The organism is Rhodococcus mengyinensis (assembly GCF_048381435.1).
Classification (GTDB): Bacteria; Actinomycetota; Actinomycetes; order Mycobacteriales; family Mycobacteriaceae; genus Rhodococcus_F; species Rhodococcus_F opacus_D.
In genome coordinates, this window is the sequence record NZ_JBLWIT010000081.1 from 1 (window position 1) to 3,632 (window position 3,632).

1 protein-coding gene is annotated in these 3,632 nt (G+C 69.1%); it reads right to left on the bottom strand.

What is annotated here, in order from left to right; genetic code table 11:
• On the bottom strand, positions 1 to 3,632 hold a 3,632-nt coding region (locus ACNJ7E_RS15260; RefSeq protein WP_418340307.1), incomplete at both ends, for an amino acid adenylation domain-containing protein.

Consider the following 3,632-nt stretch of genomic DNA (forward strand, 5'->3'; position numbering starts at 1 on the left):
CCGTCGGTGGCGAGGTGGTGGATGGTGAGGAGGAGGTGTCCGGGTTGGGTGCGGGGGTCGAGCCAGACGAGTTGGAGCATGATCCCGTTTTCGGGGTCGAGTCGGTGTGTTGCGGCGTCGAGTTGCGTGCGTGCCATCGCGGCGAGGTCGTTGTCCGGGTCCGTCTCGACCGCGACGTGGGTGATGAGGGGTGCGGCCGCGATTGTTCCGGCCGGTGGGATTTCGAGGACGGTGTCTTCGTCTGTTGTTCCGCGCCGGAGTCGGGCTCGGAGCATGTCGTGGTGGTCGAGGACTGTCTGCACGGTGGCGGTGAGGGTGTCGGTGTCCAGGTCGGGTGGCGCGGTGAGCAGGACCGATTGGCAGTACGTGTCGAGGTTGCCGCCGCGCTCGAGCAACCACCGCGCGATCGGCATGAGCGGTGCGGTCCCCACGCCACCGCCGGGAAGCTCGGCCAGCACGTCCGGGTTCCGGGTGGCCGCCACCTCGGCGAGGGCGGCCACGGTCTGGTGCTCGAAAACGTCGCGGGGAGTGAGGAAGACACCGTCCTCGTGGGCGCGGGCCACCAACTGGATGGCCATGATGCTGTCGCCACCGACTGCGAAGAAGGACTCGTCGGCGCTCACGGACGGCACGCCGAGGACCTCCGCGAAAACCTCGGCGAGGGCCATCTCCGTCGCGGTCGCCGGAGCGCGACCCGTGGAGACGCGTTCGGCAAAGTCGGGTGCGGGCAACTGCCGGCGATCGAGCTTGCCGTTCGGGGTCAGCGGCAGGCGGTCCAGGACCACCAGCGTTGCCGGCACCATCTGCGGTGCGAGAGTCGTCCGGGCGAAGCCGAGGACCCGCTCGATGTCGACAGCCCTCGTCTGTTCACCGTCCCGGGCGGGTACGACGTACCCGAACAGGCGCTCGGTGCCTCGGTCGTCGGAACGGACCGACACCGCGGCCTGTGCGACATCCGGGTGGCGGACGAGCGTGGCCTCGACCTCTCCTGGCTCGATCCGGTAGCCGTGCAGCTGAACTTGGGCGTCACTACGTCCGAGGAACTCGAGTTGACCCTGCGCGTTCCAGCGTGCGAGGTCGCCGGTGCGATACATGCGTCCTCCGCGCCCGGCCGGGTCCGCCACGTACCGGGTCACCGTCAGCCCGGATCGGTGCAGGTACCCACGGGTGACCTGGTTCCCGGCAACGTACATCTCGCCGGTCACTCCGGTGGGTACGGGGTGGAGCCGCCGGTCGAGGACGTACACGCGCAGTCCCGGAATCGCCCGGCCGATGACCGACCGCGCAGCGGGACGGGTATCGCCGAGGGGATGCCTGCTCACGTGCACGGTGGTCTCGGTGATGCCGTACATGTTCACGAGCTGGGGTCGGGTGGGTTCGTGCCGGTCGAGCCAGTCGACGAGGTGACCGTGCTCGAGGGCTTCGCCGCCGAAGACGACGTACCGCAACGCCAGGTCGGTCGGCTGGTTCCGTTCCGCCGTGGCCAACTGGGCGAACGCGGTGGGAGTCTGGCACAGGACCGTCACCCGCTCCCGGCGGAGCAGGCCCAGGAACTCGTCGGGTGAGCGGGCGGTGACGGTGTCGACGACGACGAGGCGGCCACCGTGCAGGAGGGCGCCCCACAACTCCCATACCGAGAAGTCGAAGGCGGCCGAGTGGAAGAGCGTCCACACGTCGGTCTCGGCGAAGTCGAACGCAGGCCGGGTGTTGTCGAACAGTGTCGTGACATTGCGGTGTGTCACCACGACACCTTTCGGGCGTCCGGTCGACCCCGAGGTGTATACGACGTACGCGACCGCGTCGGGGGTGAGCCCGGCCCGTCGCTCCGGATCGGTGATCGGTTCCGGCGACAGGCCCATCAGGTGCGTGCGTGTGTCCGCGTCGTCGACGAGCACCGTGGGAAGGTCCCGCCGCAAGCCGGCCGCGTGATCGGTCGAGGAGACGAGACACACCGGGGCGGCGTCGGACATCGCGGCGTCGAGCCGGTCGGCCGGGTGACCGACGTCGAGGGCGAGGTAACCGGCGCCCGCTTGCTGTGCGGCCAGCAGGGCGACGACCAGCTCGACCGAGGGTGGCAGTGCTACGGCGACGACCGTGTCGGGGGCGGCGCCCAGTTCGACGAGATGCCGGGCGAGTCGGTAGACGCGGGCACCGAGTACCGCGTAGGTGAGCGTTTCGTCGGCATCGGTCAGCGCCGATTCGCCGGCGAAGCGGTGGACGGACCGAGTGAACCGGTCGGCGAGTGTGGCCTCGGCTGGTTCCGCCACGGGCGAAGGGGGATTGCACCCGGTCGTCAGCGTGGCCCGTTCGGTGTCGTCGAGGAGGTCGACGTCCCCGACTGGCCGGCCGGGGTCCGCGGTCACCGAGTCGAGGAGCCGGAGGAAGCGTACCGCGACACTCTCGACGGTGGTGCGGTCGAAGATGTCGGTGGGATAGGTCAACGCGGCCGACAGGCCGGGGTGTGCGGGGTCCGCATGTTCGCGGAGGGTGAGCTGAAGGTCGAACTTCGCGAGGGGCGGAGCGTCCTCGGCGACCGTCACCGTCAGGTCCGGCAGCTCGAGGTGGAGTGGTACCTCGGTCCCATAGTCGATCAGGACCTGGAACAACGGTGTGTGCGTCGTGGACCGCTCCGGCGCCAGCACGTCGACGAGCATCTCGAAGGGCAGGTCGGCGTGCATGAATGCACCGAGGTCCGCGTCGCGGGTTCTGGTCAGCACTTCGCGGAACGACTCGGCCGAGCCGACCGGGGTCCGGAGGACGAGCGTCCCGACGAACATGCCGACGAGTTGGTCCAGCCGGGGATCGGGGCGGCCGGCGACGGGGGTGCCGATCACGACGTCGTCCGTGTCGCACAGGCGGGCGAGGAGGACCGCGAAGGCCGCATGCAGAGTCATGAATGTGGTCGCCCCGGTGCTCCGCGCGAGCGCACGCAGGCGGTGGTGTACGTCGGCGGGGATCTCGAAGCGGATCGACTCGCCGTGGTGGGTGCGGTGGGTGGGTCGGGGTCGGTCGGTGGGGAGGGGGAGGGTGTCGGGGAGGTTGGTGAGTGTGGTGGTCCAGTAGGTGGTGTGGGTTTGGGTGGTGGGGGTGGGGTGCTGGGGTGTGCCGAGGAGTTGGTGTTGCCAGTGGGTGTAGTCGGTGTAGGTGAGGGGTAGGGGTGTGGGGTGGGGTGGTTGGTGGTGGGTGTGGGCGGTGTAGGCGGTGGTGAGGTCGTGGGTGAGTGGGGTGAGGGAGTGGCCGTCGGCGGCGATGTGGTGGAGGACGAGGGTGAGGGTGTGGTGGGTGGTGTCGAGTTGGTAGAGGTGGGTGTGGAGGGGGGTGTCGGTGGTGAGGTCGAAGGGTTGGGTGGTGTCGGTGTTGATGTGGTGGGGGAGTTGGGTTTCGGTGGTGGGGGTGGGTGTGAGTGGTGGGGTTGTGGGGTGGGGGTGGATGTGTTGGGTGGGGTGTCCGTGGTGGAGGGGGTAGGTGGTGTGGAGGGGTTGGTGGCGGTGGATGAGGTCGGTGAGGGCGTGGTGGAGGGCGGTGGTGTCGAGGTGGCCGGTGAGGTGGAGGGTGAGGGGGATGTTGTAGGTGGGGGTGGTGGTGTCGTATTGGTTGAGGAACCAGATGCGTTGCTGGGCTGGCGATAACGG